Origin of the sequence: Aeromonas mytilicola subsp. aquatica (assembly GCF_044336385.1) — a bacterium.
In the GTDB taxonomy this organism is placed as follows: Bacteria; Pseudomonadota; Gammaproteobacteria; order Enterobacterales; family Aeromonadaceae; genus Aeromonas; species Aeromonas rivipollensis.
The window spans coordinates 4,487,584-4,511,989 of the sequence record NZ_CP172298.1 but is presented as its reverse complement, the minus strand read 5'-3'; the positions used below and the strand labels follow the sequence as shown (position 1 = coordinate 4,511,989).

The 24,406-nt window shown below is 63.7% G+C and carries 21 protein-coding genes; 14 read left to right on the top strand and 7 right to left on the bottom strand.

All coding sequences use genetic code 11. The features are described 5' to 3' along the window. Positions 1 to 27: 27 nt before the first annotated feature. From ccoG to ACFWHB_RS20675, 3 genes are all read left to right on the top strand, one after another. Positions 28 to 1,479: a cytochrome c oxidase accessory protein CcoG gene (gene ccoG, locus ACFWHB_RS20685; protein WP_163137464.1), complete on the top strand. Its 1,452-nt coding sequence runs from the start codon at positions 28 to 30 to the stop codon at positions 1,477 to 1,479. Between the two features lie 123 nt (positions 1,480 to 1,602). After that, the gene (locus ACFWHB_RS20680; protein ID WP_111910825.1) at positions 1,603 to 2,592 is read left to right on the top strand and encodes a serine/threonine protein kinase; all 990 of its coding nucleotides are present in this window, start codon (positions 1,603 to 1,605) and stop codon (positions 2,590 to 2,592) included. A gap of 296 nt (positions 2,593 to 2,888) precedes the next feature. Further along, on the top strand, positions 2,889 to 3,497 hold the full coding sequence (locus tag ACFWHB_RS20675) for a thiol:disulfide interchange protein DsbA/DsbL (protein ID WP_111910826.1): 609 nt from the start codon (positions 2,889 to 2,891) through the stop codon (positions 3,495 to 3,497). Positions 3,498 to 3,570: 73 nt separating this feature from the next. Here ACFWHB_RS20675 and pncB read toward each other — a convergent pair whose 3' ends face one another. Continuing rightward, complete coding sequence (pncB, locus tag ACFWHB_RS20670) at positions 3,571 to 4,749, bottom strand: nicotinate phosphoribosyltransferase (protein WP_025328755.1); 1,179 nt, start codon at positions 4,747 to 4,749, stop codon at positions 3,571 to 3,573. Positions 4,750 to 4,850: 101 nt separating this feature from the next. Next, on the bottom strand, positions 4,851 to 5,486 hold the full coding sequence (locus tag ACFWHB_RS20665) for a nicotinamidase (protein ID WP_106885463.1): 636 nt from the start codon (positions 5,484 to 5,486) through the stop codon (positions 4,851 to 4,853). Positions 5,487 to 5,560: 74 nt separating this feature from the next. Between ACFWHB_RS20665 and ACFWHB_RS20660 the strand changes: the two genes are divergently transcribed. Next, positions 5,561 to 6,211, top strand: coding sequence for an NUDIX hydrolase (locus ACFWHB_RS20660; RefSeq protein WP_111910828.1), 651 nt, complete (start codon positions 5,561 to 5,563; stop codon positions 6,209 to 6,211). Beyond that, a complete protein-coding gene (locus ACFWHB_RS20655; RefSeq protein WP_395949165.1) occupies positions 6,208 to 6,693 on the top strand; it encodes a DUF523 domain-containing protein in 486 nt (161 codons plus the stop codon). Before ACFWHB_RS20660 ends, ACFWHB_RS20655 begins: the two co-directional genes overlap by 4 nt. Here ACFWHB_RS20655 and ACFWHB_RS20650 read toward each other — a convergent pair. The 3 genes from ACFWHB_RS20650 to ACFWHB_RS20640 all read right to left on the bottom strand — a co-directional run bounded on the left by ACFWHB_RS20650 (position 6,636) and on the right by ACFWHB_RS20640 (position 10,131). Further along, the gene (locus tag ACFWHB_RS20650) at positions 6,636 to 7,583 is read right to left on the bottom strand and encodes an acyltransferase (RefSeq protein ID WP_395949164.1); all 948 of its coding nucleotides are present in this window, start codon (positions 7,581 to 7,583) and stop codon (positions 6,636 to 6,638) included. The two genes, ACFWHB_RS20655 and ACFWHB_RS20650, sit on opposite strands and share 58 nt — an antisense overlap. A 9-nt stretch (positions 7,584 to 7,592) precedes the next feature. Then, entirely contained in the window at positions 7,593 to 8,492 is a 900-nt protein-coding gene (locus ACFWHB_RS20645) for an acyltransferase (RefSeq protein WP_139744746.1), read from the bottom strand. Positions 8,493 to 8,613: 121 nt separating this feature from the next. Continuing rightward, on the bottom strand, positions 8,614 to 10,131 hold the full coding sequence (locus tag ACFWHB_RS20640) for a YifB family Mg chelatase-like AAA ATPase (RefSeq protein WP_395949163.1): 1,518 nt from the start codon (positions 10,129 to 10,131) through the stop codon (positions 8,614 to 8,616). A gap of 383 nt (positions 10,132 to 10,514) precedes the next feature. Here ACFWHB_RS20640 and ilvG point away from each other — a divergent pair, with 383 nt between their 5' ends. The 6 genes from ilvG to ompA all read left to right on the top strand — a co-directional run bounded on the left by ilvG (position 10,515) and on the right by ompA (position 18,387). Continuing rightward, positions 10,515 to 12,161 (top strand): acetolactate synthase 2 catalytic subunit, encoded by a 1,647-nt coding sequence (gene ilvG, locus ACFWHB_RS20635; RefSeq protein WP_290070706.1) that lies wholly within the window; start codon positions 10,515 to 10,517, stop codon positions 12,159 to 12,161. Then, positions 12,158 to 12,436 (top strand): acetolactate synthase 2 small subunit, encoded by a 279-nt coding sequence (gene ilvM, locus ACFWHB_RS20630; RefSeq protein ID WP_106885470.1) that lies wholly within the window; start codon positions 12,158 to 12,160, stop codon positions 12,434 to 12,436. The genes ilvG and ilvM overlap by 4 nt, the downstream gene beginning before the upstream one ends. Positions 12,437 to 12,448: 12 nt before the next feature. Beyond that, a complete protein-coding gene (locus ACFWHB_RS20625; protein ID WP_395949162.1) occupies positions 12,449 to 13,393 on the top strand; it encodes a branched-chain amino acid transaminase in 945 nt (314 codons plus the stop codon). A 152-nt stretch (positions 13,394 to 13,545) separates the two neighbouring features. Further along, positions 13,546 to 15,387: a dihydroxy-acid dehydratase gene (ilvD, locus tag ACFWHB_RS20620; protein ID WP_395949161.1), complete on the top strand. Its 1,842-nt coding sequence runs from the start codon at positions 13,546 to 13,548 to the stop codon at positions 15,385 to 15,387. A gap of 101 nt (positions 15,388 to 15,488) precedes the next feature. Beyond that, positions 15,489 to 17,021 (top strand): threonine ammonia-lyase, biosynthetic, encoded by a 1,533-nt coding sequence (ilvA, locus tag ACFWHB_RS20615; RefSeq protein WP_111910836.1) that lies wholly within the window; start codon positions 15,489 to 15,491, stop codon positions 17,019 to 17,021. A 235-nt stretch (positions 17,022 to 17,256) separates the two neighbouring features. Beyond that, the gene (gene ompA, locus ACFWHB_RS20610) at positions 17,257 to 18,387 is read left to right on the top strand and encodes a porin OmpA (RefSeq protein WP_163137474.1); all 1,131 of its coding nucleotides are present in this window, start codon (positions 17,257 to 17,259) and stop codon (positions 18,385 to 18,387) included. A gap of 182 nt (positions 18,388 to 18,569) precedes the next feature. Here ompA and priA read toward each other — a convergent pair whose 3' ends face one another. Beyond that, on the bottom strand, positions 18,570 to 20,777 hold the full coding sequence (gene priA, locus ACFWHB_RS20605; RefSeq protein ID WP_395949160.1) for a primosomal protein N': 2,208 nt from the start codon (positions 20,775 to 20,777) through the stop codon (positions 18,570 to 18,572). Between the two features lie 147 nt (positions 20,778 to 20,924). Here priA and rpmE point away from each other — a divergent pair, with 147 nt between their 5' ends. From rpmE to ACFWHB_RS20590, 3 genes are all read left to right on the top strand, one after another. Then, positions 20,925 to 21,140 (top strand): 50S ribosomal protein L31, encoded by a 216-nt coding sequence (gene rpmE, locus ACFWHB_RS20600; RefSeq protein WP_025328741.1) that lies wholly within the window; start codon positions 20,925 to 20,927, stop codon positions 21,138 to 21,140. A 125-nt stretch (positions 21,141 to 21,265) separates the two neighbouring features. Beyond that, positions 21,266 to 22,699: a DUF2867 domain-containing protein gene (locus ACFWHB_RS20595; protein ID WP_163137476.1), complete on the top strand. Its 1,434-nt coding sequence runs from the start codon at positions 21,266 to 21,268 to the stop codon at positions 22,697 to 22,699. Positions 22,700 to 22,877: 178 nt separating this feature from the next. Then, a complete protein-coding gene (locus tag ACFWHB_RS20590) occupies positions 22,878 to 24,134 on the top strand; it encodes a malic enzyme-like NAD(P)-binding protein (RefSeq protein WP_395949159.1) in 1,257 nt (418 codons plus the stop codon). Positions 24,135 to 24,200: 66 nt separating this feature from the next. On the opposite strand, the gene ACFWHB_RS20585 is transcribed toward ACFWHB_RS20590, so the two are convergent. Beyond that, positions 24,201 to 24,380, bottom strand: coding sequence for a hypothetical protein (locus ACFWHB_RS20585; RefSeq protein ID WP_025328738.1), 180 nt, complete (start codon positions 24,378 to 24,380; stop codon positions 24,201 to 24,203). Positions 24,381 to 24,406: the final 26 nt, after the last annotated feature.

Here is a 24,406-nt window from a genome sequence, read left to right as displayed (position 1 = left end):
ACAATATGAGTGGAGCTATGTGCTGCAATGGCCGACCAGGACAAGATCGATATCAAGGATGTGACCGACAAGAACGTCACCGGGACCTTCAATCCCCACACGTTCAAGGCGGGCGATGACAGGTTCAATCCCGGCAACCGCATCTACGTCAGGTCCCAGACCGGCTACTGGCAGCGAGTGCGCAAGGCCATGGGCTGGTTCTTCGTCGCCCTCTTCGTCACCTTGCCCCTGCTGCGCTACGACGGCCGCCAGGCGGTACTGTTCGATCTGGAGCACCAGCAGTTCCACATCTTCGGCGCCACCATCTGGCCGCAGGATCTGACCCTGCTGGCCTGGGTTTTCATGATCGCCGCCTTCGCCCTCTTCTTCGTCACCACCTTCCTCGGCCGGGTCTGGTGCGGCTATCTCTGCCCCCAGACGGTGTGGACCTTCATGTTCATCTGGTTCGAAGAGAAGCTGGAAGGCGCCGCCAACAAGCGCCGCAAGCTGGATGCCGCCCCCTGGAGTGGCGAGAAGCTGGCGCGCAAGGGCGCCAAGCATCTGGCCTGGATCCTGCTGTCGCTCGGCACCGGCCTCACCTTCGTCGCCTACTTCCAGGATGTGTTCCAGCTGGTGCCTGATTTCTTCACCCTGCAGGCGAGCGGCTGGGTCATCTTCTGGGTGCTGTTCTTCGCCGCCTGCACCTACGGCAACGCCGGCTGGATGCGCGCCATCATGTGCATCCACATGTGCCCCTATGCCCGCTTCCAGTCCGCCATGTTCGACAAGGACACCTACATAGTCGGCTACGACAGCAAGCGCGGCGAGACCCGTGGCGCCCGCAGCCGCAAGGCAGATCCCAAGGCGCTGGGGCTGGGGGACTGCATCGACTGCGATCTCTGCGTGCAGGTCTGCCCGACCGGCATCGACATCCGCGACGGCCTGCAGTACGAGTGCATCAACTGCGGCGCCTGCGTCGATGCCTGCGATCAGACCATGGATCGGATGGGCTATCCGAAGGGGCTGATCAGCTACACCACTGAGCACAAGCTGGCCCACAACCAGACCCATGTGGCCAGGCCCAAGCTGCTCGGCTATGGCCTGGTGATGGTCATCATGCTGGGAGTCTTCGTCTACAACGCCATGTCCATCATGCCCATGGGGCTCGACATACTGCGGGATCGCAACCAGCTGTTCCGGGAGAACAGCGAGGGGCTCATCGAGAACACCTATACCCTGAAGATCCTCAACAAGACCCTGCAATCCCAGACCTATCAACTGGATGTGGAAGGGTTGCCGGAGCACCAGTGGTTCGGCCCGCGGGAAGTGACTCTCAAACCGGGGGAAATCTTCACCCTGCCGGTGAGCCTGGCGGTGGATCCCTTCAACCTGAAGCGGCCGACCCTGGATGTCCAGTTCGTGCTCAAACGGGAAGGGGCCGCACCGGACGACAGCAAGGGCACCCTACGCCAGCCCAGCAAGTTTATCAGCCGGCTCTGAGGGGCCGTCCCGGACAGCTGATCCGGCGTGCCACGGGCGTCCGTGGAATGTTCCGGATCGGGATCATGGGCGGCATTGATTGGCTATCTCGGATAGAATGGGGCGCAACAGCGCCCCTTTCTCATGGTGGATGACATGCGTTTCAACTATTCCGACCTCAATCCCGACCTCATCATGGATGCGATCGATCTCAGCGGCCTGCGCATCGACTCCGGCCTCATCGAGCTCAACAGCTATGAAAACCGGGTCTACCAGTTTCAGGATGAGGAGCGTCGCCGTTACGTGGTGAAGTTCTACCGCCCCGGTCGCTGGAGCCGGGCCCAGATCCTCGAGGAGCACGAGTTTGCCGCTCGCCTGCGTGAGACGGAGATCCCGGTCGCCGCCCCCATCGCCTTTGCCGGCGAGACCCTGCTGGAGTATCAGGGCTACCCCTTCGCCATCTGGCAGAGCGTCGGTGGTCGCCAGTTCGAGGTAGACAACCTGGATCAGCTGGAGTGGGTGGGGCGCTATCTTGGCCGCATCCACAGTGTCGGGGCCAGTCACTCCTTCCACCATCGGGTCCAGCTGGACGTGGAGAGCATGCTGCACGAGCCGCGTCAGTTGCTGGCGGCCGGAGAGTGGGTGCCGAGCGGCCTGGCCAAGCAGTTCTTCGGGGTGCTCGACGAGCTGATCCGACATGTCTGCGACGCCATGACCCTGGACGTGGCCCGGATCTCCCTGCACGGGGATTGTCACCCCGGCAACATACTGTGGCGTGACGGCCCCCTGTTCGTCGATCTCGACGACTGCCGCACCGGCCCCGCCATCCAGGATCTCTGGATGATGCTGAGCGGCGAGCGCCACGAGCAGCAGATCCAGCTCGACACCCTGCTGGCCGGCTACGAGGAGTTCATGGAGTTCGACCCGCGGGAGCTGGCGCTGATCGAACCGCTGCGAGCCATGCGCATAGTCCACTACATGGCCTGGCTGGCCCGGCGCTGGGAGGATCCCGCCTTCCCCCGTCACTTCCCCTGGTTCAATACGGATCACTACTGGCGCCAGCAGATAGCGACCCTGCACGACCAGCTGGAAGCGCTCAAGGCGCCGCCCCTGACGCTGATGCCGAACTGGTAAGGCAGGCGAATCGCGATACCCGGGGCACGGCCAGCTGGAAGCGCTCCAGGTACTGCCCCTGACGCTGATGCCAAACTGGTAAGGTAGGCGAATCGCGATACCCGGGGCACGACCAGCTGGAAGCGCTCCGGGTCGCTGATGCTGGCCGGATAAGCCCCGGCAACCTGGACCTGGATGCCGCGGTGATGGGCTCGCCCACCCGCCTTTGCCATTGACGACGGGAAGGTGACGCAATAGGCTTGGACTGCTTCGGTTCGCCGGGCGTGCCTCACAGTGATCCCTTAACAGGAAACGTCATGAAAAAAGTACTATTTTTCCTCGCTGCCATGCTGATGATCCCCATGGTTCACGCCGCCCCGGAATTCAAGGAAGGCGTCAACTATGACGTGGTCACCCAGACCGGCAGCGCCCAACCTGAAGTGCTGGAGTTCTTCTCCTATTTCTGCCCGCACTGCGCCAAGTTCGAGCCGATCGCCGAAGATCTGAAGAAGAGCCTGCCGGAAGGCGTGCCGATGAAGAAGAACCCGGTGGCCTTCCTGGGCCGTGAGATGGGTCCGGAGATGCAACGCGCCTATGCCGTCGCCAACCTGCTGAACGTCGAAGGCAAGCTGACCCCGGTCATCTTCGACAAGATCCACACCCAGCGTCAGGTGCCGCAGAGCCGTGCCGACGTGAAGCAGATCTTCGTGGACAACGGCGTACCGGCCGAAGAGTTTGACGGTGCCGTCGACAGCTTCGCCGTCTCCGGCATGGTCTCCCAGTTCGATCGCAACACCGAGAGCTACAACATTCGCGGTGTGCCGGCCTTCCTGGTCAATGGCAAGTACCTGGTGAAAATTGAATCCATCACCTCCCAGGAGCAGTTCAACCAGCTGGTGAAATTCCTGCTGGCCAAGAAAGACTGACCTCTCCCGAGTCGATAAAAAAGCCCGCCGGTGCAAACCGGCGGGCTTTTTGTTGTCTGCTGTTCCTGGGGGGTCACACCCCGACGTGGAAGGCCTGCTTGAGGTTGCGGATGAAGTCCGCGTCCCGGCACAGGGTCTTGCCCGGGCTGTCGGAGATCTTGGCGACCGGGCCGCCGTTGCACTCCATCAGCTTGAAGACGATGTTCATCGGGCTGACGCCGGGCAGATCGCAGGTGAGCTTGGTGCCGATGCCGAAGCTGGTGTTGATGCGGCCACGGAAGTGGCGAAATAGCTCGACGGCCTTGTCGAGGTTGAGGCCGTCGGAGAACACCAGCGTCTTGTCTTTGGGATCTATGCCGAGCCGCTGGTAGTGGCTGATGGCCTTCTCGCCCCACACCACGGGGTCACCGGAATCGTGGCGCAGTCCCTGATAGCGGCTGGCCAGCTCGAAATCGAAGTCGCGCAGGAAGGCATCCATGGTGATGCAGTCGGTCAGGGCTATGCCCAGGTGGTTGGTGAACTCGTCAAGCCAGCTGATGAGGGCCGCGCGCTGGCTGTGTTCCAGCGGGAAGCCGAGCTGCTGGTGAGCCTGGAACCACTCGTGGGCCTGGGTGCCCACCGCCGGCAGCCGGTACTTCTGGGCCAGCTGGTAGTTGCTGGTGCCCCGAAATGCCGGCAGGCGCTCCTTGAGGCGGCCCACCACGGCATCCTGCACGGCATGGGAGAAGCGGCGGCGGGTGCCGAAGTCGATGAGGTTGAAATCCTGCATCTCCTCGGGGCTGAGCTCCCGCTCCAGCTTGTCGATCTTCTGATCCAGCCGCGCCAGGGCATGGCTCACCCCGAACTGGGGATAGCGGAAGCGGTTGCGCATCTCACTGATGATGGCGAGCACAGGGATCTCCCACAGGATCACATCCTGCCAGGGCCCCTCGACCCGCACATTGATGCGGCCATCCTGCTCGAACACCTTGAGCAGGGAGGCATCGAGCGGCTTGCGGCGCAGGTGATCGAGGTAATCGGCGGTGAAGAAGGGGCGCTCGGCCAGGAAGTCGAGTTCGGAGCCGGTCAGGCGCAGGGAGCCGGCGAGGCGCAGTTGCTCCTCGATCTCGCCCATCATGGGCAGCAGATCTTCCTCGTTGCGGCTGTGAAACTCGGCCACCACCTCGGCATCCGGGTAGCGATGGAACACCGCCTGCTGCATATGCAGCTTGTAGGCGTCGGTGTCGAGCAGGCTGGTGAGGATAGGGGGCATATCAGGCTCCTCGCAGACGGGTGAGCACGATGACGCGCCCTTGCTGCATAGGTAAGGTGCAGGCGCCGGTATCGAGTTGGCGGGTGAGGATCGGCGACATATCAGGCGTCCAGCAGGCGTTGTACATCGATCAGGGTCTGGGCCAGTTCGGCACCCGCCTCGATCATCTGGGTGTGGGCGCTGGCAACCGTCTCTGGGGCTATGCCACGGCAGGCATCGAGGTGCACTATGACTCGCAGACCGGCACGGCGCAGCTGCAGCACGCTGGTCTTGACGCAGTAGTCGGTGGCGAGGCCGCCGACCAGCACGGTATCGACGCTCCGTGCTTGCAGGAATTCGATAAGCCCTGTGCTGCGCCGCTCGGCCAGGTCATGGTAACAGGCGCCATAGGGATGCAGATCCGGCTCGACCCCCTTCCAGACGAAGAAGTCATAGTCGATGGGGGCGGGCAGGCCATCGAGCAGCTCGAAGCCAGGGGTGCCCGGTACGCAATGGGTCGGCCAGGTGAGATCGGCGTTGGGCAGGTCCAGCGGTTGCAGCATGGCGGCGGGGGTTGTCACCACCCAGGCGGCGTTCGCGGGGTGGGCGTCCTTGCTGCCGATCCGCAGGCTGGCGAGGGCGGCTTGCGCGTTGAGAGCGGCCACTATGTCAGCCCCGCCCGCGACGGGCAGCTCGTTCGGGCAGAGGGGGGTAAAGCCCTTCTGCGCATCTATATCCAGGCTGGCGATGGTTCCCATGGGTGGCTCCTGCACATAATATTCTTGTGATATTATCTACCAAACATTATTAGAAGGCGAGCAGGTCGACCAGGATGCCGAGAATGAGTCTGGATATGGTGGTGCTGCGGTTGAACGAGGAGCGGCTCGAACTGCTCCTCGAGACCCGGGATCGCCCCCCCTTTAGCCACTGCTGGCAGTTGCCGGCCCTGCGCATCGACGAGACCCGGGATAGGGATCTGGATGCCGCCCGCCACCGTCTGCTGGGGGAGTGGGGGCTGGGTCATTGCTACAGCGAGCAGGTCTGTACCCTCGGCAATCTGGAACGGGATCCCCGTGGCTGGTCCACCACCCTGGTCTATCTGTGTCTGGTGGAGCCGGAGGCGGAGGCCGTGCGAGGGCATTGGCACCCGCTCTCGGCCCTGCCGGGTCTCGATCTTGCCTTCGATCACGGCCAGCTGGTCGCCATGGGGCTGGAGCGGCTGCGCATCAAGAGCCGCTACAGCACCCTGCCGCTGCAACTGCTGGGGGCCGAGTTCACCCTCTCCGAGGTGCAGCGGGCCTTCGAGATAGTCCTGCAAACCCCGATGAATACGGCGGCGTTTCGCAAGCGGATCCATCGTGCCGACATCCTGGTGGATACCGGCCGCAAGCGCACCGGCAAGCAGCGTCCCGCCATCCTCTACCGGCTGGAGAGCCCCTGCTGCGTCATGTTCGATCAGGTGATGCATGGAGCGGAAGCATGAATAAAGCGCCGCACCGGGTGCTGGTGAGTGCCTGCCTGCTGGGTCAGCCGGTACGCTACGACGGCCAGAGCAAGGGGATAGTCAGCGACTGGCTGAATGCGCTGGGGGCCGAGGGGAGGGCGCTGGCGTTCTGCCCCGAGGTGGCGGGCGGCCTGCCGACCCCGCGTCCGCCCGCCGAGCGGCAGGGTGAGCTTGTGGTAACCGAGAGCGGGCTGGATGTGACGGCCGAGTTCGATCGCGGCGCCGAGCTGGCGCTCGGGCTCTGCCTGGCGCAGGGCATTCGCTTTGCCCTGCTCAAGGAGGGGAGCCCCTCCTGCGGCAGTGGCCGCATCTACAACGGCCGCTTCGAAGGCGTTTCCCTGGCGGGAGAGGGCAAGACCACGGCCCTGCTGCGCCGTCACGGCATTCAGGTGTTCAGCGAGGATCAGTTGCCAGAGCTGGCTCTGGCACTCTCCCTGGCGGCAACCGCAGCGGGCTCCTGAGCTCGCTGCCACCCTTCCAATACCTCGTCCTTCTCCTGCCAGCGCTGGTTCAGCCACGCCTGAAAACCGCGCTTGAACTGCTTGTCGTTGAAGTAGTCACCCACTAGCGCCTCATCCACCGGCAGCTCCTCGATGCGCACCTGAATGCGCTTCATCCGCCCCATCAGGAAGTCCTTGAACGGCGTTTCGTTGTTGTCCGGGTAGCGGATGGTGACGTTGATCAGGCTGTCGAACTGCTCCCCCATGGCCGCCAGCGTGAAGGCGAGCCCCGCCGCCTTGGGCGGCATCAGGTGGCGGTGGCGGGATCGGGTCGCCTCTCGCTTCGCCTCGGTGAAACGGGTCCCCTCCACGAAGTTGATGACTGTGGTGGGGATGTGGCGAAACTTCTCGCAGGCGTTGCGGGTGGTCTCTATGTCCTTGCCCCTCAGGTGCGGGTTGCGCAGCAAAAACTCCCGTGAGTAGCGACGCATAAAGGGCATGTCTAGCCCCCAGCAGGCGAGCCCCAGCAGCGGTATGTAGATCAGCTCGTGCTTCATGAAGAACTTGGGCACCGGCAGCCTGTCGCGGAACAGGTGGCCCAGCACCACTATGTCGGTCCAGCTCATGTGGTTGCTGATGATGAGGTACCAGCCATCCTTGCGCAGCCGGGTGTCATCCTCGAGCTGCCAGTCGATGCGGGTGGTGAGGCGGATCACCAGGGCGTTGCAACCCAGCCACAGCCTCATGAAGCCATTGTTGAGTCGGCTGCAGACTCGGCCGAAGGCCGGGATGGGCAACAGCAATTTCGCCAGGGAGACCAGCAGGATCAGGCTGGCGCACAGGGCGGTGAACAATATGGTCAGGCCGGCGCTGATGAACAGCACCAGGGGGCCGGGGAGCAGGCTTAGCATGGGCGTCGTTTACTGCGTCTTGTCCGCCAGCAGCTGGTTCAGGGTCTGATCTTTCTCGCGCCAGATCCCGTTCAGCCACTGTTGAAACTCTTGTTGGAACTCGGGGTCATTGAAGTAATCCCCCACCAGATTGCGTTCGATCGGCAGAAAGCGGACCCGAACCTTGATCTCCTTGACCCGACCGCACATGAAGTCCCAGTAGCTTGGGATGCCGCCCGGATAGGCGATGGTCACATCCACCAGCTTGTGCAGTTGATCCCCCATGGCCGCCAGGGTGAAGGCGATGCCGCCTGCCCTCGGGTGCAGGAGGTGGCGATAGGGGGCACCCTGTTTGTCGTGCTTGTGGGCGGTGAAGCGGGTGCCCTCCACGAAGTTCATCACACTCACCGGAATGTGGCGGAACTTGGCACAGGCCTTGCGCGTCGTTTCTATGTCTTTTCCCTTCAGATGCGGCTTCTTTTCCAGCAAGCTGCGTGAATATCGCCGCATGAAGGGGAAGTCCAGCGCCCACCAGGCCAGACCGAGAAAAGGTACCCAAATCAGTTCTTTCTTGAGGAAAAACTTCAGGAAGGGAATTTTTTGATTAAAAATCCGCTGCAGTACCAGTATGTCGACCCAGGATTGATGGTTGGCAACTACCATATACCACTCATTCCGGCGCCCTTTGTCCACTCCGACCACCTCGAAAGGGGTTCTGATGATGGTTTTCTGGATCAGGTTGTTGAAACCTATCCAGCAGCTGGCACAGCCGTCCAGCAGGGCGTTGCAGAGGGTACGCCAGCCCTTGAGCGGCAGCAGCAGCTTGATGAGGCCGAGCAGCAGTATGGGGACAAACCAGAAGAGGGTGTTGAGGAAATAGAGCAGGGTCGAGAGGCAGCCGCGCAGCCGCTCTATCAGCTTGTTGTGCATGAATCGGATCCGTTTTCGTGTCTGTGGGTGGCAACCAAGTGGTCAGATCTGTGGCCATAATATCAGCCGATCCGGCGCTAGACCATGGATGCACCGCACAGGCGCCGGGATCTCCTGGCCCTCACTGGCCGCTGCGTAGTCGCGACAGCAGCCTGTCCATGGCGCGATAACCGAGCGCTTCGATAAGATGCTCCTTGCCGATGGCGGGCTGTCCCGCCAGATCCGCTATGGTGCGCGACACCCGCAAAATGCGGTGCCAGGCCCGGATGCTGAGCCCCAGCTTCTGGATGGCATTCTCCAAAAACTCGGCATCTTGCGGCGATAGTCGGCAAATATCCTCTATCTCGCGGCTATCCAGCAGGTTGTTGAGCTTGCCGTTACGGCTCAGCATTCGTGCCCGCGCCGCCAGTACCCGGTCGCGGATCTGCTGGCTAGACTCTCCCCGCTCCGCCTTGCCAGTCAGGCTCCCCTTGGGCAGCAGCGGCACCTCCACCGTCAGATCGAAACGGTCGAGGAAGGGGCCTGAGAGTTTGCCGAGGTAGCGCAGTATCTGATCCGGGCTGGAGCGGGTCTGGCCGTCCCCATAGTGGCCGCAGGGGCTGGGGTTCATGGCGCCCACCAGCTGGAAGCGGGCGGGAAAATCCACCTGGCGGGCGGCCCGGCTGATGGTGATGTGACCCGTCTCCAGCGGCTCGCGCAGGGAGTCGAGCACCTTGCGCTCGAACTCGGGCAGCTCGTCGAGAAACAGTACGCCGTTATGGGCCAGGGATATTTCCCCCGGCCGCGGGTGACTGCCACCTCCCACCAGGGCCACCGCCGAGGCGCTGTGGTGGGGCGTGCGATAGGGCCTGTGATGCCAGTGGCCAGCGCGGGGGGTGAGGCCGCCGATGGAGTGGATGGCGGCGGTCTGCTGCGCCTCCTGTTCGCTGAGCGGCGGCAAGATGCCGGGCAAACGGCTGGCCAGCATGCTCTTGCCGGTACCGGGCGGGCCTATGAATAGCAGGTTGTGGCTGCCGGCGGCAGCGATCTCCAGCGCCCGCTTGGCCTGGGACTGGCCGATCACATCCTGCAGATCCGGCACGTCGGGCAGGGTGTGCGTGGTCTGGGGCTCCGGCAGCGGCAGTTCGTACTGACCCGCCAGCCAGGCGGTGACGGCCAGCAGCTGGTGGGCGGTGCGCACCTCGGCATCCTGGATGAGGGAGGCCTCGGGGCCGTTCTCTCGCGGTACCAGCAGGGTGCGACCCGCATCGCGGCAGGCGAGCACGGCGGGCAGTACCCCGAGCACGGGACGGATCTCGCCGGTCAAGGCAAGCTCCCCTAAAAATTCATGATCGAGCAGGTATGTTGCCGGTATCTGCTTGGAAGCGGCGAGAATGCCGATGGCGATGGCCAGATCGAAACGGCCTCCCTCCTTGGGCAGATCGGCGGGGGCCAGATTGACTGTGATGTGCTTGGAGGGGAACTCGAAATTGCCGTTGAGCAGGGCACTGCGCACCCGATCCCGCGACTCCTTCACCGAGGTTTCCGGCAGGCCCACCATGTTGAAGGCGGGCAGCCCGTTGGATAAATGGACTTCCACCGTGACTTGCGGCGCCGCTATTCCCAGGCTGGCACGGCTATAAACCACAGCTAATGACATAAATCCCGTCCTTGGTTTGATGTATGTGCTGGTTAACCGTTTTTTATTAGTTTTTTGTTCCAGAGAGCAGCTTGCTGATCAGTCAAAATCAGAGTCTTGTCAGGTAAAAAATGCTTGCCCAATAAAAATCACCATGCTAGTTCTAATAGCCATTCGCGGTGCAAATCGCCCCCATTTCACAGGATTTCCGGTTGTAACTATGAACATGGCCTCCCGTTTCGTCAGCATTATTGTGGTCCTAGTGGTGATTATTATCTCACCGCTCGGGGCTCGTTTAGCTGCACGGAACAAGGGATAGACCCACCACCGGACAGAACGAAACAAGCGACCCCCGAGCCTCACGGCCCGGGGGTTTTTTTTCGACCAAAGGACAGGATTTCCACATGAACGGCGCGCAGTTTTTGGTACAGGCTCTCAAGAAACAGGGTGTGACCCAGGTGTTTGGTTACCCGGGCGGGGCCATCATGCCGGTCTATGACGCCCTGTATGACGGTGGCCTGGCCCATCAGCTCTGCCGTCACGAGCAGGGGGCCGCCTTGGCCGCCGTGGGTTATGCCCGCGCCTCCGGTCAGGTGGGGGTCTGCATCGCCACCTCGGGCCCGGGGGCCACCAACCTGGTGACCGGCCTGGCGGAGGCGCTGCTCGATTCCGTGCCCCTGGTGGCCATCAGCGGCCAGGTCGCCTGCGCCGCCGTCGGCACCGATGCGTTTCAGGAGGTCGACGTGCTCGGCATGTCCCTTTCCTGCACCAAGCACTCCTTCATGGTCACAGACCCTGCAGACCTGGGGCGGGTGCTGGCGGAAGCCTTCGCCATCGCCACCGAGGGGCGTCCGGGTCCTGTGCTCATCGATTTTCCCAAGGATGTGCAGCTGGCCGCCGTGCCGACCCAGAGCCCGCTGTTTGCGGTGGAGGAGCCAGAGCCCCTCAATCCGGCCGAGCTGACCCTGGCCCGCACCCTGCTGGCCGCCGCCGAGCGCCCCGTGCTCTACGTCGGGGGCGGGGTGGGCATGGCCAATGCGGAGCAGCCACTGCGTGACTTTGCCGCCGCCACCGGCATGCCTGCGGTCACCACCCTCAAGGGGATAGGCGCGCTCGACCCCGACAGCCCCGTCTACCTCGGCATGCTCGGCATGCACGGCACCAAGGCCGCCAACTATGCGGTGCAGCAGTGTGATCTGCTGGTGGTGGTGGGCGCCCGTTTCGATGATCGGGTGACCGGCAAGCTGGAGGAGTTCGCCCCCGAGGCCAGGGTGATCCACCTGGACGTGGATGCCGCCGAGTTCGGCAAACGCCGCGCCGCCGACGTGGGCATCACCACGGATCTCAAGCGGGTGTTGCCCGCCCTGGCCATGGCGCTGGCGATCGACTCCTGGCGTGAGCACTGCGCCGCCATGGCTCGCGAGTATGCCTTCCGCTACGACCATCCCGGCCAGCCCATCTATGCTCCGGCCCTGCTCAAGCAGCTCTCGGCACTGCTGCCCGAGACCAGCGTGGTGGCCTGCGACGTGGGTCAGCACCAGATGTGGGTGGCCCAGCACATGCGCTTCACCAGCCCGCGCAATCACCTCTCCAGCGCAGGTCTCGGCACCATGGGCTTTGGCCTGCCCGCCGCCATCGGCGCCAAGATGTCGCGCCCGGATGACGAGGTGGTGCTGGTGAGCGGTGACGGCTCCTTCATGATGAACGTGCAGGAGCTCGGCACCATACGCCGGGCCCAGCTCAAGGTGAAGATGGTGCTGATCGACAATCAACGTCTCGGCATGGTGCGCCAGTGGCAGGAGCTGTTCTTCGACGGCCGTTACAGCGAGACCATACTCTCCGACAACCCGGATTTCATCGCTTTGGCCGCTGCCTTCGGCATCCCGGGCGAGACCATCACATGCAAGGAGCAGATAGCACCGGCGCTCGATCGCCTGCTGGCAAGCGAGAGTGCCTACCTGCTGCATGTGGCCATTTCAGAGGAAGAAAACGTCTGGCCCCTGGTTCCGCCGGGAGTCGCCAACCACAAGATGATGGAGCAACGCCCATGAAGCAGCACAGCTTTCACCAACCCGGATTTGCGCAGCACACGCTGCATATTCACGCCCAGCCCAGACCCGAAGTGATGGAGCGGGTGCTGCGGGTGGTGCGTCACCGTGGCTTCGCTCTCTGCTCTCTGAACATGGAGCAGGATTGCCAACAGCTGCGGATCACGGTTACTGTCGAGTCGGAGCGTCCCATCCAGCAGTTGTGGAGCCAGCTGGTCAAGCTGGTGGATGTCTCCCGGGTCGATGCACTGGAACAGCAACCCCGGATCAGCGCTTAAGGAGCCAAGCCAATGTCACAGCCTTCCCAATCTGCCACTCAGCCTCAATACATCTGGTTCAATGGCAAGCTGGTGCCCTGGCAAGATGCCCAGGTCCACGTCATGAGCCATGCCCTGCACTACGGCTCCTCCGTGTTCGAGGGGGTGCGCGCCTACGATACCCCCAGGGGGACCTGCATCTTCCGCCTGCAGGAGCACACCCGCCGCCTGTTCGACTCCGCCAAAATCTACTGGATGGACGTGCCCTACAGCGAATTCGAAGTGAATGAAGCCTGCCGCACCGTGGTGCGCGAGAACGGCCTCAAGAGCGGCTATCTGCGCCCGCTGGCCTTTGTCGGCAACGTGGGGCTGGGGCTGCATCCGCCGCTGGATGCCAAGGCGGATCTCATGGTCGCGGCCTTGCCCTGGGGCGCCTATCTGGGGGAAGAGGGGCTGAAAAACGGGGTGGATGTCTGTGTCACCTCCTGGAACCGGCTCGCCCCCAATACCATCCCCACCGGCGCCAAGGCGGGCGGCAACTACCTCTCGTCCCAGCTCATCAGCCGCGAGGCCAAGCGCAACGGCTTCGCCGAGGGGCTGGCGCTGGACGTGAACGGCTACCTGAGCGAAGGTGCGGGGGAGAACCTCTTCCTGGTGAAGAACGGCGTGATCTTCACCCCGCCCGCCACTGCTGCCATCCTGCCCGGCATCACCCGCGACACCATAATGACGCTGGCCCGGGATCTCGGTTACGAGGTGCGCGAGCAGGCGCTGCCTCGGGAGGCGCTCTATGTGGCGGACGAGATATTTATGACCGGCACCGCCGCCGAGGTGACCCCGGTGCGCTCTGTGGATCGGATGACGGTGGGCGCCGGCAGCCGTGGCCCGGTGACCGAGCAGTTGCAGAATGCCTTCTTCGGCCTGTTCAACGGCCAGACCGAGGACAAATGGAACTGGCTGACCCCGGTCAACGACTGATTGAGAACGAGCGGGCGACCCGGTCGCCCGCTCATGTTTGGATTGGAGTCGGCTATGGCAAGGGCCCTATCCCTTGCCACAACCGATTTGAAGCGACAGCTTCGCACCATAAGTTTGCCCAGTCGGGCTCATGTATTCAGGGAGTAGAGACAATGCCGAAGTTGAGATCCGCCACCACCACCCACGGACGTAACATGGCCGGGGCCCGCGCCCTCTGGCGTGCCACCGGCATGACAGATCAGGATTTCGGCAAGCCCATCATCGCCGTGGTCAACTCCTTCACCCAGTTCGTACCCGGTCACGTGCACCTCAAGGATCTCGGCCAGCTGGTAGCCCGGGAGATCGAGGCCGCCGGCGGCGTCGCCAAGGAGTTCAACACCATAGCGGTCGATGACGGCATCGCCATGGGCCATGGCGGCATGCTCTATTCGCTGCCATCCCGCGAGCTTATCGCCGATTCTGTGGAGTACATGGTCAACGCCCACTGCGCCGATGCCATGGTCTGCATCTCCAACTGCGACAAGATCACCCCGGGGATGCTGATGGCCGCCCTGCGCATCAACATACCGGTGATCTTCGTCTCCGGCGGCCCCATGGAGGCGGGCAAGACCAAGCTGTCCGATCAGATCATCAAGCTGGATCTGGTGGACGCCATGATCCAGGGTGCCGATCCCAAGGTCTCAGACGCCCAGAGCGATCAGATAGAGCGCAGCGCCTGCCCTACCTGCGGCTCCTGTTCCGGCATGTTCACCGCCAACTCCATGAACTGTCTGACCGAGGCCCTTGGCCTCTCCCAGCCGGGCAACGGCTCCATGCTGGCGACCCATGCGGACCGCGAGCAGCTGTTCAAGCTGGCAGGTCAGCGCATCGTCGCTTTGGCCAATCGCTACTACCAGCAGGATGACGAGAGCGCCCTGCCGCGCAACATCGCCACCAAGGCGGCGTTCGAGAACGCTATGGCCCTGGACATCGCCATGGGCGGCTCCACCAATACTGTGCTGCACCTGCTGGCGGCGGCCCAGGAGGCCGGGGTGGACTTCACCATGGCCGATATCGACCGCATGTCCCGCAAGGTGCCCCAGCTGTGCAAGGTGGCGCCCTCCACCCAGAAGTACCACATGGAAGACGTGCACCGCGCCGGTGGCGTGGTCGCCATCCTGGGCCAGCTGGAGAAGGCCGGGCTGGTGCACGGGGATACCCGCAACGTGCTCGGCACCTCCCTGAGCGAGTTGCTGGAAGCCTATGACGTCAGCCGCTGTGACGACAAGGCGGTGCACGACTTCTACCGCGCCGGCCCGGCCGGTATTCGCACCACTAAGGCATTCAGCCAGGATTGCCGCTGGCCAGAGCTGGATCTGGACCGGGCAGAAGGCTGCATCCGCTCCCTGGAGAATGCCTACAGCCTGGAAGGGGGCCTGGCCGTGCTCTCCGGCAACCTGGCCCTCAACGGTGCCATCGTCAAGACCGCCGGGGTGGATGACGAGAACCTCTGCTTCCGCGGCCCGGCCCGGGTGTTCGAGAGCCAGGACTCGGCGGTCGCAGGCATCCTGGACGGCACCGTCCAGGCCGGTGAGGTGGTGGTGATCCGCTACGAAGGGCCCAAGGGCGGCCCCGGCATGCAGGAGATGCTCTACCCCACCACCTATCTCAAGTCCATGGGGCTCGGCAAGGCCTGCGCCCTCATCACAGACGGTCGCTTCTCCGGTGGCACCTCTGGCCTCTCCATCGGTCACGTCTCCCCCGAGGCGGCCTCCGGCGGCACCATAGGCCTGGTGGAGGATGGTGACATCATCAACATCAACATCCCGGCCCGCAGCATGGTGCTGGAGGTGGCTGACAGCGTGCTGGCCGCTCGCCGCGCCGCAGTCGAGGCCCGTGGCTGGAAGCCGCTCAACCGCCAGCGTCAGGTCTCCTACGCCCTGCGCGCCTATGCCATGCTCGCCACCAGCGCAGATAAAGGCGCGGTGCGCGATTTAAGCAAGCTGGAGGAGTGATGATGAGCGCGACGACAGATCATTTATGCAAAGTGCTGCTCGCCTCCTCCTGTGCCGACAAAGGTGCGGTACGTGATTTAAGCAAGCTGGAGGAATAGGACATGGTTTCAGCGGCAGATTATCTACGCAAGGTGTTGCTCTCCCCCGTCTATGAGGCGGCGCGGGTGACCCCCTTGCAGAGCCTGAAAAAACTCTCCGAGCGACTCGGCAACCACGTGGCGCTCAAGCGGGAAGACCTGCAGCCGGTGCACTCCTTCAAGCTGCGCGGTGCCTATCACAAGATCGCCACCCTGAGCGCCGAGCAGAAATCCCACGGTGTGGTGGCGGCCTCGGCGGGCAACCATGCCCAGGGGGTGGCGCTGTCGGCGGCCAAGCTCGGCATCAAGGCCATCATAGTGATGCCCAAGACAACGCCGGACATCAAGATCGATGCGGTGCGTCGCCTGGGTGGCAACGTGCTGCTGTTTGGCAACAGCTTCGACGAGGCCTATGCCGAGAGCCGCCGCCTGTCAGAAACCGAGGGCTACACCTTGATACCGCCGTTCGACGACGTCGAGGTGATCGCGGGCCAGGGCACTATAGGCAAGGAGCTGCTGGAGCAGGACACCCACCTGACCCACGTCTTCGTGCCCGTGGGGGGCGGCGGTCTGGCCGCCGGGGTGGCTGTCTACATCAAGCAGCTGCTGCCGGACGTCAAGGTGATAGGGGTGGAAGCCGAGGGCTCCGCCTGCCTCAAGGCCGCCATGGAGGCCGGCGAGCCGGTCAATCTGGAGCGGGTCTCCCTGTTTGCCGACGGGGTGGCGGTCAAGCGCATCGGCACCGAGACCTTCCGCCTGTGCAACCAGTATCTGGACGAGGTGGTGACCGTCTCCAACGACCAGATCTGCGCGGCGCTGAAAGACATCTTCGACGACTGCCGAGCCATCGCCGAGCCGTCGGGCGCCTTGTCGCTGGCCGGTCTCAAGGCTTACAGCGAGCGGGAGCAGGTCAAGGGCGGGCGGATGGCGGCCATACTGTCGGGCGCCAACGTCAACTTCCACAGCCTGCGCTATGTGTCGGAGCGCTGCGAGATCGGCGAGAAGCGCGAGGGCATGCTGGCGGTGACCATACCCGAGCGCAAGGGGGCCTTCCTCGACTTCTGCCGTCAGCTTGGGCCCCGCATGGTGACCGAGTTCAACTACCGCTACGCGGATGCGGCCCAGGCCTCCCTGTTCGTCTCGGTGCGCCTCAGCGGCGGCGACGAGGAGCTCGGCCAGATCATCGATCAGCTCGGTGGCAACGGTTACCCCGTGGTCAACATGACAGAGAGCGAGCTGGCCAAGAACCACGTGCGCTACATGATTGGCGGCCGCCCGGCCCGGCCCCTCGGTGAGCGTCTCTACAGCTTCAAGTTCCCGGAGCAGCCGGGCGCCCTGATGCGCTTCCTCGAGACCCTGGGTTGTCGCTGGAACATCAGCCTGTTCCACTACCGCAACCACGGTGCCGACTATGGCCGGGTGCTCTGTGCCTTCGAGCTGCCGGACGAGGACGTGGCCGCCTTCCACGACTACCTGCGCGAGATTGGCTACGGCTGGAAGGAGGTGAGCGAGGATCCCGCCTACCGCCTGTTCCTGGCGAGTCAGGGCAGTCAGTGACGGCGGCTTGACCATCCCGCCCCGAGATGAAAACGAAGAGCCTGGCTCTTCGTTTTTTTATGGGCGCCCCGGGGTGTGCATCTGCCGATAATGTCGCCAATATCACACTCCTGAGTCCCTGGTCGTTTGAGGCTGGTTGCAGATGGGATAATCTGAGTGCGGGGCTTGGGTTCAGGGCCCCGTCAGGGAAGAGAGGCGCATCCGCGTCATAACAATTCATTGCAGGGGCTCATCCATGAACAGATCTATGCTCGCCGTCCTGATCGGCGCTCTGATGGCAACGGGGACGGTGCAGGCTGCCGCCCAGGACAATACCTGGTATGTCGGCGGCAAGGCCGGCTGGTCCAATTTTTACGGGGTGGATTACGACGCTCAGGTCGAAGAGCTGTTTGATGCGACCAGGGTGAACGAGAACAGCGATGATCTCGGGCTTGGGCTCTTCGCAGGCTACCAGGTCAACAGAAACCTGGCCGTCGAGCTCGGTTATGACTGGCTCGGCAAGTATCAGGTGGACAAGCACTACTCGGGCAATGGCGTTGATTTTGCACTCGATGGCGAGGCCAAGGCCCAGATGGTGCAGGCCACCATGAAGATCATCCTGCCCGCGACCTCAGCTCTGGATATCTACGGCCGCCTCGGGGGAGCCTACGCCTGGACCGAGAGCTCCCTCAACGTCAGGGCCAGCGATGGTACCAGCAGCCTTTCCGAGTCCCATGAGGGCAACAAGTATCACGGTGCCGCCTTTGTGGGGGCATTGGGCATCGAATATGCCATCGACAGGGATTGGGCCGCCCGCCTCGAATACCAGTACACCACCCCTCTCGGCAAGACCTCGCTGGAGGAATCCGGCATTGAGATGGACAACGGCCTGCTGTCGGTGGGCATGCTCTATCGCTTCGGTCAGGTCGGTGACGAGCCGGTGGCGCCGACGCCGGCTCCCGTGCCTGAGCCAGCACCGGCCCCCGTGCTGGTAGAGAAGCAGTTCAGTCTGGACTCGGACGTCTTGTTTGAATTCAACAAGGCGACCCTGAAGCCGGCCGCGAGCCAGGCGCTGGACAGCCTGTTTGCCCAGATCCTGGCGGCCAACCCGAAAGACGGGGTGGCCACGGTGATCGGTCATACCGACCGGCTGGGGTCCGATGCCTACAATCAGGCCCTCTCGGAGCAGCGTGCCCGCACAGTGGCCGACTACCTGATTGCCAAGGGACTGTTTGCCGACAAGGTGCGGGCCGAGGGGCAGGGCGAGTCGTCACCGGTGACGGGGGGCAGCTGCCCGGACGGCGCCAAGGCGCAGATGATCGCCTGTCTGGCCCCGGATCGCCGGGTCGAGGTGCGGTTGACCGGGGTCTCCCAGGTCGCCGAATAAGCCGGAGCAGTCATGGGGTAAAAACAACGAGGGGGCCCAGGCCCCCTCGCTGCGTTCTGGCTCCCCCCTCATCCCCAACCCTTCTCCCGCGAGGGGAGAAGGGAGCAAAGACGCCATGGCGGGTGCGCACTATCGCAAGATCCGTTGATTAGCGAAGCGTAATCGGACCAGCGCAGCGACCCTTAATTCAACTCCGTGGGGTCTATGTCCAGGCTCCAGCGCACCTTCTTGGTCTCCGGCCAGCCGTCCAGCTCCTTCACCGCCCAATCCAGCAGTTGCGCCAGGGGGGCCCGGTTCGGTCCCTGCACCAGCAGCTGCATGCGGAACTTGCCCGCCTTGCGCTCCATGAAGCCGCTGATGGGCCCGAGCACCTGCACCTGGGGATAACGGGCGCTGCGCAGGGTATCGGCGAGACGGGTGAGGAACAGCTGCACCTCGTCCCGGCCGTTGGCCTCGGCCCTGAACAACCCCTGATAGCTGAAGGGCGGCAACCCCAGCAGGCGGCGCTCTTTGAGCGCGGTATCGGCGAAGTGGCCGTAACCGTTCTGGGTCAGGTCCTGCAACAGGGCATGCTCCGGATGGTGGCTCTGCAACACCACCAGCCCGGGTTTGCTGGCGCGACCGGCACGGCCCGCTACCTGGGTGTAGAGCTGGGCCAACTTCTCGGCGGCGCGAAAATCGGCGGAAAACAGGGCGCCATCCACGTCCAGCAGACCCACCAGGGTTACGTCCGGGAAGTGGTGCCCCTTGGCCAGCATCTGGGTGCCGATCAGGATCTTGTACTTGCCCGCCTTGATGTCGCCGAGGTGGGTCTCCAGCTCCCCCTTGCGGCGGGTGTTGTCCCGATCGATGCGCACCACAGGGTATTGAGGGAACACAGTGGTGAGCAGCTGCTCCAGCTGCTCGGTGCCGACCCCTGAGCCAATCAGCTCGCTGCTGCCACACTCCGGGCAGCTATGAGGCAGCGGGCGCACGCTGTCGCAGTGGTGGCAGTGCAGTCGCCGCCCGGCCTGATGCCAGGTGTACCAGGCATCGCAGCGCTCGCAGGCGGCGCTCCAGCCACACTGGTGGCAGATAAGCGAGGGGGCATAGCCGCGCCGGTTGAGGAACAGCATCACCTGGTTGCCAGCCGCCAGATGCGACCCCATCAGCTGCTCCAGCTGGGGAGAGAGCCCGGCCTGCAGCCGCACGCTCTTGATGTCCAGGATCACCTGGCGGGCGGTCTGGGCGTTGCCGGCGCGCCGCGTCAGGCTGAGGTGGTGGTACTTGCCGGTGCGGGCGTTGTGCAGCGTCTCCAGCGAGGGGGTGGCCGAGCCGAGCAGGATGGGGATACATGCGCGATGGGCCCGCATCACCGCCAGATCCCGCGCGTGGTAGCGAAAACCGTCCTGCTGCTTGAAGGAGCCGTCGTGCTCCTCGTCGATGATGATGATGCCGAGGTCCTTGAACGGGGTGAAGACCGCGGAACGAGTGCCGATCAGGATGGCGGCGCCGCCGTCGCGGCAGGCGAGCCAGGCATCGAGCCGTTCCCTGTCGTTCATGGCGGAGTTCATCGCCACCACGGGCACCTTGAAGCGGCGGCGGAAGCGGTTGATGGTCTGGGGGGTGAGGCCGATCTCCGGCACCATCACCAGCGCCTGCTTGCCCGCACAGAGCAGGGGCTCGAGTATGCTCAGGTACACCTCTGTCTTGCCGGATCCCGTGATGCCGTCCAGCAGGAAGGCGCCGAACTTGTCGCTCTGGCTGGTGACGGCGGCCACCGCCAGAGCCTGCTCGCCGTTGAGGCGCAGCCCCTCACCGGCGTCAAAATGGGTTGCCCAGTCGCCGTCGTGGCTCGGCTCCAGGCTGCGCTTCTCCAGCAGCCCCTTCTTCTCCAGGGCGGTGAGGGCGGCGCTCTGAATCTCCTCCTGCTTGAGCGCAGACGGCGTCTGGGGCCCCTTGCGCAGCAGGGCGAGGGCCTGCTGCTGCTTGGCGGCCCGCTTGAGTTCGTTGAGATCGATTGCCATCCCGGCTTCGGTGGCAAACCAGAACTCCAGCTCCCGGTAGGCGGCGGGCTCCCCCTTGCGCACCAGCACAGGCAGGGCGTGAGGCAGCACCTCGCCCAGGGGATGCTGGTAGTAGCTGGCGCTCCAGGCCATCAGCGCCAGTATGTCGGGCCCCAGCACAGGGGCCGTGTCGAGCACCCGCTTCAAGGGCTTTAATTTGGCGCGGGGCACCTGGCTCTCGGTCGGATGCTCCACCACCAGACCGACCAGGGTCTGGGGGCCGAAAGGGATCTCGACCCGGCAACCGGGCTCAGGCAAGGGCAAAGGGGAGAGATAGTCGAAGTGACGGCGTAACGGTACCGGGACAGCGACACGAACCAGATCAAGCGTTTGCGATGAATCCACCAGAGGTTGCCTATTTTTTCTGCGAAGCCACTTGCCTGAACTCAGGCATTTCCTATATTATTCGCAGCCTTTGAAACTGTGTTCAACAATCGTGTGGTGTCCGACAAGAGATCGGATGGCGACACGGCCTGATAATCGAGGTTGTCCATGAAAGCTGGTATCCATCCCGAGTACGTAGCCATCACCTGCAAGTGCTCTTGCGGTAACGTCATCAATACCTTCTCTACCCTGGGTAAAGATCTGAACCTGGACGTGTGCTCCGCATGCCACCCGTTCTATACCGGCAAGCAGAAAGAAGTTTCTAGCGGCGGCCGCGTAGACAAGTTCAACAAGCGTTTCGGTGGTCTGACTGCCAAGAAGTAATCTTACTTCTGAAGAATTCTGAAAAAGGCGCCCATCGGGCGCCTTTTTTATTGGCCGGCGTTCTGTATTGCCTCGCTTTGCCCTATGGTGGTGCGAGTCCATGGGGGATGGCAAGGAGTGTTGGAATGCGAAACTGTCTGGTGATGGGTGCGGCGGGTTACATAGGTTCCTATCTGGTGCCCCATCTGCAAGGGCTGGGCTACCGGGTCATCGCCGGGGCCCGCCGCCCCTGCCGCCTGCCGGAGGGGGTGGAGTTTCGTCTCGCCGACAGCCTAAAACCTATCACCCTGCTGCCGGCCCTTGCCGGGGTGGATACCGTCTTCTATCTGGTGCACGCCATGGGGGCAGGCGCCGGTTTTCACCGGCTGGAGCAGCAGGGGGTGAAGAACTTCGCCGCCGCCGCCCGCGCCGCCGGGGTGCGCCGCATCGTCTATCTGGGGGCCATACAACCGATCCCCTGCAACAGCCGCCATCTCAACTCCCGTCGCCACTGCGGCGAGCTGTTTCGGGAGGCGGGGGTGCCCACGGTGGAGCTGCGGGCCGGCATCATCATAGGGCCCGGCTCCGCCGCCTTCGAGGTGATGCGGGATCTGGTGTTCAACCTGCCCATGATGGTGACGCCCAAGTGGGTGCGCTCCCGCACGCCCCCCATAGCCCTCTCCAACCTGCTGCACTATCTGGGCGGCCTGGTGGAGGCGCAAGGGGTGGATGGCCGCATCTTCAACGCGGCCGGCCCCGAGCTGCTCAGCTATCAGCAGCAGTTGCAGAGGTTTGCGGCCCACATTGGCAAGCGTTGCCCCATCATTCCCATCCCCTTCCTGAGCCCGCGGCTCTCCGCCTGGTGGCTGCAGTTTGCCACCTCTGTGCCCCAACCCATCGCCAAGGCGCTGGTGGGCGGCCTCAAGCACGACATTCCGGCCGACGATGGCCCACTGCGGGCCCTGCTGCCCCAGCACCTGCTCAGCTTCGACGAGGCGCTGACGGAGAGCCTGGCGCTGGAGCAGAAGCTTGGCGCCGAGCAACAGGGGGAGGAGACGCCGCTCGGCCTGCGCTGGCGACATCCCGAGTACGGCTTCTACGATCGCACCGCCAGCGGGGAGGCCGAGTGCCTCGCCTCCCCCGAGGTGGTGTGGCAGGTGCTGCAGCAGCTGGGGGGCGAGCAGCGCTACTTCTACATGAACGAGCTGTGGGTGGTACGCGAATGGATGGATCACCTGATCGGAGGCCCGGCGCTCACCCGGGGTCGTACCAATCCGGATCGCTTCGTGAAGGGGGACATGCTGGACTCCTGGCAGATCCTCGGGGTGGACGAGGGGCGCAGGCTGGATCTCTTGTTCAACATGAAAGCCCCCGGCGTCGGGCGGCTGGAGTTCAACATCCAGCCCCAGGAGTCCGGCCTGACCCGGCTGCGGGTGACCGCCCACTGGCACCCCCAGGGGGCCTGGGGCCTGGCCTACTGGCTCGCCATGCTGCCCTTCCACCTCTTCATCTTCCAGGGGATGACGGAGGCCATCGCCCGCCAGGCGGAGGCGAGGGCCGGTATTCCCGTGATGGACTGAAATCGAATCTATAACTAAATAGGTATTTGTGGACGGCAGGAGATGCTGCTGAGTCAGCTGTCAGTGCGACTTGGCGATATTTTCTGCTGTGAAAGGGGGCGGGTTTTCTTTATGATCCCCAGCCCTCGCCACTGGCGAGCCAATGCACCACTCATTCACTTCCGTATCGGGGTCCCCCATGTCCGATCTGCGTCACGATCTTCGTCAACAAGCGCTCGATTACCACGCCCAGCCCATTCCCGGCAAGATAGCCATAGCCCTCACCAAGCCCGCCGAGACCGCGCGGGATCTGGCCCTGGCCTACAGCCCTGGCGTCGCCGAGCCGGTGCGCGAAATCGCCGCCAACCCGGCCGATGCCTACCGCTACACCGGCAAGGGCAACCTGGTGGCCGTCATCTCCAACGGCACCGCCATCCTGGGGCTGGGCAATCTGGGGCCGCTGGCTTCCAAGCCGGTGATGGAGGGCAAGGCCCTGCTGTTCAAGCGCTTCGCCGGCATCGACGCCATCGACATCGAGGTGAAGCACGAGACCAGCCAGCAGTTCATCGACACTGTCGCCGCCATCGCCGACACCTTCGGCGGCATCAACCTGGAAGACATCAAGGCTCCCGAGTGCTTCGAGATAGAGCAGGCGCTGATCGAGCGCTGCGACATTCCGGTGTTCCACGATGATCAGCACGGCACCGCCATCGTCACCGCCGCCGGTCTGCTCAACGCGCTGGAAGTGCAGGGCAAGCGCATCGAACAGAGCCGCATCGTCTGCATGGGGGCCGGTGCCGCCGCCACCGCCTGCATGGACCTGCTGATCAAGTGCGGCGCCGCGCCACAGAACATCTTTATGCTGGACCGTCAGGGGGTGATCCACAGCGGTCGCACCGATCTGAATCAGTACAAGCAGCGCTTCGCCAACGACACGCCGCTGCGCACCCTGATGGATGTCATCGACGGGGCGGACGTGTTTGTCGGCGTTTCCGGCCCGGACGTGCTGCCTGTCGAGGCGGTGGCCTTGATGGCCCCCAATCCGGTGATCTTCGCCTGCTCCAACCCGGATCCCGAGATCAAGCCCGCCCTGGCGCACTCGGTGCGCGACGATCTCATCATGGGCACGGGTCGCTCCGACTATCCGAACCAGATCAACAACGTCATCTGCTTCCCCTTCATCTTCCGCGGCGCCCTGGACGCGCGCGCCAGCCGCATCAACGATGCCATGAAGGTGGCGGCTGTGGAGGCGATTCGCAGCCTGGTGAAAGAACCCGTACCGGCCGAGGTGCTGACCGCCGCCGGGGTGAGTGCGCTCACCTTCGGCAAGGAGTACGTCATTCCCAAGCCGATGGATGCCCGTCTGCTGCCTCGGGTGGCCCGCGCCGTGGCGCTGGCGGCGGTAGCCTCCGGCGTGGCGCGCATCGCGCTGCCTGAAGATTACATGCAGGATTGAGCCGACTGAGCACGACAAAAGGGGCCCCATGATGGGGCCCCTTTTCATTGGGAGCTTGTGCGCCTGTTACTTGGTCTTGGGGGCCACTTTCACGGCCGGTGCGGCATGGGTCGCCTTGTGATGCTTTTTCACCACCTTGGTCTGGGTGGCCTGGGGTGCGGCAGCCTTGGTCGGGGTGGCAGCCATGGTGAAGCCGGAGGTCAGGGCGAAGACAGCGGCCAGGCTCAGGGGGATCAGCTTTTTCATATTCCAGTTCCTCGTTCGGTTTGATG

What these genes read in the sequence shown, in the direction of transcription:
- rpmE (WP_025328741.1), top strand. Translation starts at nt 20,925, where the DNA reads ATGAAAGCTGGTATCCATCCCGAGTACGTAGCCATCACCTGCAAGTGC.
- ACFWHB_RS20655 (WP_395949165.1), top strand. Translation starts at nt 6,208, where the DNA reads ATGAATAAAGCGCCGCACCGGGTGCTGGTGAGTGCCTGCCTGCTGGGT.
- ACFWHB_RS20585 (WP_025328738.1), bottom strand. Translation starts at nt 24,380, where the DNA reads ATGAAAAAGCTGATCCCCCTGAGCCTGGCCGCTGTCTTCGCCCTGACC.
- ACFWHB_RS20595 (WP_163137476.1), top strand. Translation starts at nt 21,266, where the DNA reads ATGCGAAACTGTCTGGTGATGGGTGCGGCGGGTTACATAGGTTCCTAT.
- ompA (WP_163137474.1), top strand. Translation starts at nt 17,257, where the DNA reads ATGAACAGATCTATGCTCGCCGTCCTGATCGGCGCTCTGATGGCAACG.
- ACFWHB_RS20590 (WP_395949159.1), top strand. Translation starts at nt 22,878, where the DNA reads ATGTCCGATCTGCGTCACGATCTTCGTCAACAAGCGCTCGATTACCAC.
- ACFWHB_RS20660 (WP_111910828.1), top strand. Translation starts at nt 5,561, where the DNA reads ATGCCGAGAATGAGTCTGGATATGGTGGTGCTGCGGTTGAACGAGGAG.
- ccoG (WP_163137464.1), top strand. Translation starts at nt 28, where the DNA reads ATGGCCGACCAGGACAAGATCGATATCAAGGATGTGACCGACAAGAAC.
- ACFWHB_RS20675 (WP_111910826.1), top strand. Translation starts at nt 2,889, where the DNA reads ATGAAAAAAGTACTATTTTTCCTCGCTGCCATGCTGATGATCCCCATG.
- ACFWHB_RS20640 (WP_395949163.1), bottom strand. Translation starts at nt 10,131, where the DNA reads ATGTCATTAGCTGTGGTTTATAGCCGTGCCAGCCTGGGAATAGCGGCG.
- ACFWHB_RS20650 (WP_395949164.1), bottom strand. Translation starts at nt 7,583, where the DNA reads ATGCTAAGCCTGCTCCCCGGCCCCCTGGTGCTGTTCATCAGCGCCGGC.
- ACFWHB_RS20680 (WP_111910825.1), top strand. Translation starts at nt 1,603, where the DNA reads ATGGTGGATGACATGCGTTTCAACTATTCCGACCTCAATCCCGACCTC.
- ilvD (WP_395949161.1), top strand. Translation starts at nt 13,546, where the DNA reads ATGCCGAAGTTGAGATCCGCCACCACCACCCACGGACGTAACATGGCC.
- ACFWHB_RS20625 (WP_395949162.1), top strand. Translation starts at nt 12,449, where the DNA reads ATGTCACAGCCTTCCCAATCTGCCACTCAGCCTCAATACATCTGGTTC.
- ilvG (WP_290070706.1), top strand. Translation starts at nt 10,515, where the DNA reads ATGAACGGCGCGCAGTTTTTGGTACAGGCTCTCAAGAAACAGGGTGTG.
- ACFWHB_RS20645 (WP_139744746.1), bottom strand. Translation starts at nt 8,492, where the DNA reads ATGCACAACAAGCTGATAGAGCGGCTGCGCGGCTGCCTCTCGACCCTG.
- ilvA (WP_111910836.1), top strand. Translation starts at nt 15,489, where the DNA reads ATGGTTTCAGCGGCAGATTATCTACGCAAGGTGTTGCTCTCCCCCGTC.
- pncB (WP_025328755.1), bottom strand. Translation starts at nt 4,749, where the DNA reads ATGCCCCCTATCCTCACCAGCCTGCTCGACACCGACGCCTACAAGCTG.
- ilvM (WP_106885470.1), top strand. Translation starts at nt 12,158, where the DNA reads ATGAAGCAGCACAGCTTTCACCAACCCGGATTTGCGCAGCACACGCTG.
- ACFWHB_RS20665 (WP_106885463.1), bottom strand. Translation starts at nt 5,486, where the DNA reads ATGGGAACCATCGCCAGCCTGGATATAGATGCGCAGAAGGGCTTTACC.